This is a genomic window from Enterobacter sp. 118C5 (assembly GCF_034107645.1).
GTDB lineage: Bacteria > Pseudomonadota > Gammaproteobacteria > Enterobacterales > Enterobacteriaceae > Enterobacter > Enterobacter nematophilus.
This window is the reverse complement of the sequence record NZ_JAWNEU010000031.1, coordinates 1-2,673: the sequence shown is the minus strand read 5'-3', so window position 1 is coordinate 2,673 and position 2,673 is coordinate 1. Positions and strand designations below refer to the sequence as shown.

Here is a 2,673-nt window from a genome sequence, read left to right as displayed (position 1 = left end):
TGGCGGCCGGGTATGACGGTCAAAATCGACTGGGAAACTGGAGTGGGCGATATGGACGGATTTCCGGGGTTTGCAAATAGGGAAAAATACAATGCGTGGCGAAACAAAATGCAGGCCCAGAATAAGCAGCACAGTGCGGTGGTACCACTCCCGGACTATACGGGCCAAAAAACCTGTGGGATCACTTTGCACTTTCTGCCCTGTGATGAGGTGAAAGTGACCACCAGCTGCGTGAGCCCCGGCCGGCCTGGCTACCCAATCAACGAGCCGCTGCAGATGCCGGAGCCAAAAGTATGTCCGAAATAATCACCGATCTGACGTGGTTCCCGCCGGCATTTCCGGCCCAAGGGCGTTTACCTACCAAGACCGCTATGGCTGGGACAAACTGCGCGCAGCAGGACAGCCACGAGCTGGCCTAGCCTGGCCGCCGGGCGGCGCGTGGAGCCCCCCTGCTGCAGGACTCTGCATATCAGCCTGTTTTTCGACGGCACCGGCAATAACCTTAATAACTGGCTGGTCTTTATACCCCTTCAGAAATGCTTAGCCATGCCATTGCACCAGGGCATGGCTAAGCAGGATGCAGTAACGTGTTAATTCATAAAAGGAATGCAAAATGAAAATACGACATTACCTCGTGGTACTGGGTGCCCTGTTGCTGACCGGATGCAGTCAGCCTGCGGCGAAAGCTAAAACCCGGAGCGGCGGTGGTGGAACCATTGTTGCCATTAATCACACCAAATGGGCAATCAACCATTTCAGCGTCGACGGTCAGTCGGGGATAGACGCTATTGGGCCGTATCAGGGGGGCGGCGGCGGCTGCTGCTATGGCGTGCCGGCGAAATGGCGACCGGGTATGACTGTGAGGGTGGACTGGGAAAGCGGGGAGGCGTCCACAGATGATTTCCCTGGGTACCAAGATAGGGCTAAGTATCTGGCCTGGGAAAAGAAAATTGATAAAAGTAATCGAAATCATAGCAAAATTGTACCGGTTCCAGACTATACGGGACAAAAGACCTGCGGGATCACGGTCCACTTTATGCCCTGCGATGAGGTGAAAGTGACCACCAGCTGTGTGAGCCCCGGCCGGCCTGGCTACCCAATCAACGAGCCGCTGCAGATGCCGGAGCCAAAAGTATGTCCGAAATAATCACCGATCTGGCGTGGTTCCCGCCGGCGTTTCCGGCTCAGGGGCGTCTACCTGCTCAGGCTGCGCTGGTAGGCACAAACTGCGCGCAGCAGGATAACCACGAGCTGGCCTACCGGCAGGAGCTGTGCCTGGCTGCCGGGCGACGCGTGGAGCCCCCCTGCTGTAAAACTTTGCATATCAGCCTGTTTTTTGACGGCACCGGCAATAACCTCAATCACGACTTATATATTGCTGACCCGAAGCACCCCACTAATATTGCCCGTCTGTTCCGTGCAACCATCGGCCAGGGCTATGCCGGGGGGCTGGCGAGTAAAACAGCGGAGCTGCTGGATGCCAGCGGCAGCGGTGATGACAAATACTACAAATATTATATTCCCGGCGTCGGGACACCTTTCCCCGAGGTGAACGATCTGGATTTCAGCATGATGGGGCTGGCGGCGGCGACCCACGGGGAGGACCGTATCAACTGGGGCCTGCTGCGGATTATCGATGCCCTGAAGCGGACGATGGGCCTGGATGCGCTGTCAGACGACGAAAGCTGGACGGCGGTGGACAAAATGGCAACCTCTATGGCGTCTTTTGGGCTGACCGGCAGCGCTAACCGTTATGAGACCTTCCAGAGCCTGCTAAAGGATAAGGATATGGCACCAGCCCTGCAAAAGGCCCTGGTACCGGTCGAACCCGGAAAGCCGAAGCTGTTGGGTATCAAACTGTACGTGTACGGCTTTTCGCGCGGTGCGGCGGCGGCGCGGGCCTTTGTCAACTGGCTCAGCGAATTGCTGCCAAAGCCTGAAGAGGGAAAAGACAAGCCCGAGCAGTGTCTGGCGGTGGGCGGGCTGAAAATTCCGCTCAGCGTGGAGTTCCTTGGCCTGCTGGATACAGTGGCCTCGGTGGGCGTGGCGCATATCGCCCCGGTGGCGGAAGGGCATATGGGCTGGGCGGACGGAACCCAGGAGCTGCCGGCAGAGAAGATCTACGGGGGCTTGATTAAAAAGTGTATCCACCTGGTCTCTTCCCACGAGCAGCGGCTGTGTTTCCCGCTGGATTCGATCCGCCGCCCGGATGGTCATTATCCGGCGAACAGCCAGGAAGTCGTCTATCCGGGAATGCACTCGGATTTAGGTGGTGGATATCCGCCGGGGGATCAGGGGAAAGCAAATGGTCACGGTGACAGTCTGTTACTTTCACAAATCGCTTTACATGATATGTATTCTATAGCGTTTTCTGTAGGTGCTCCATTTAAGGTAATTAAGTCCTCATTACCAAAGGATCTGCAACAAGATAGGTGGCGTATTTTAGATGCACGCCAAATGAAAGAATTCGATATTGATACTGCTTTAGTCAATCGTTTTAATGCATGGCGCGAAATCACCCTCGGCCTGACAGCTCCCGATAAACCCATTCCCCCCGAACAGGCCGCAAAATACGATCCGCCGCGCGCGCCGGTCAGCCTGGAGAAAGCCCTTGAAGATCAGATGGGCTGGATCACCGCGTGGCGTATCAATCGCTATGCCGGGGGAACCTAC

3 protein-coding genes and 1 pseudogene are annotated in these 2,673 nt (G+C 56.3%); all 4 read left to right on the top strand.

From position 1 onward, the window contains the following. Window positions 1-306, top strand: a 306-nt coding sequence (locus tag UTO39_RS22210) for a DUF3304 domain-containing protein (protein ID WP_320728119.1), incomplete at its 5' end; no start/stop codon positions are given. Then, window positions 294-510 (top strand): annotated as a pseudogene (locus UTO39_RS22205) (hypothetical protein); the annotation flags it as partial. The gene UTO39_RS22210 and the pseudogene UTO39_RS22205, both read left to right, overlap by 13 nt. Before the next feature lie 103 nt (window positions 511-613). Further along, window positions 614-1,147 carry a DUF3304 domain-containing protein gene (locus tag UTO39_RS22200; RefSeq protein WP_266178657.1) on the top strand — a complete coding sequence of 178 codons (534 nt, stop codon included), beginning with the start codon at window positions 614-616 and terminating at the stop codon, window positions 1,145-1,147. After that, the coding region (locus tag UTO39_RS22195; protein WP_320728118.1) for a DUF2235 domain-containing protein at window positions 1,135-2,673 on the top strand (1,539 nt) is incomplete at its 3' end. The genes UTO39_RS22200 and UTO39_RS22195, both read left to right, overlap by 13 nt.

Coding starts and splice junctions, on each gene's coding strand:
- UTO39_RS22200 (WP_266178657.1), top strand. CDS start 614: ATGAAAATACGACATTACCTCGTGGTACTGGGTGCCCTGTTGCTGACC.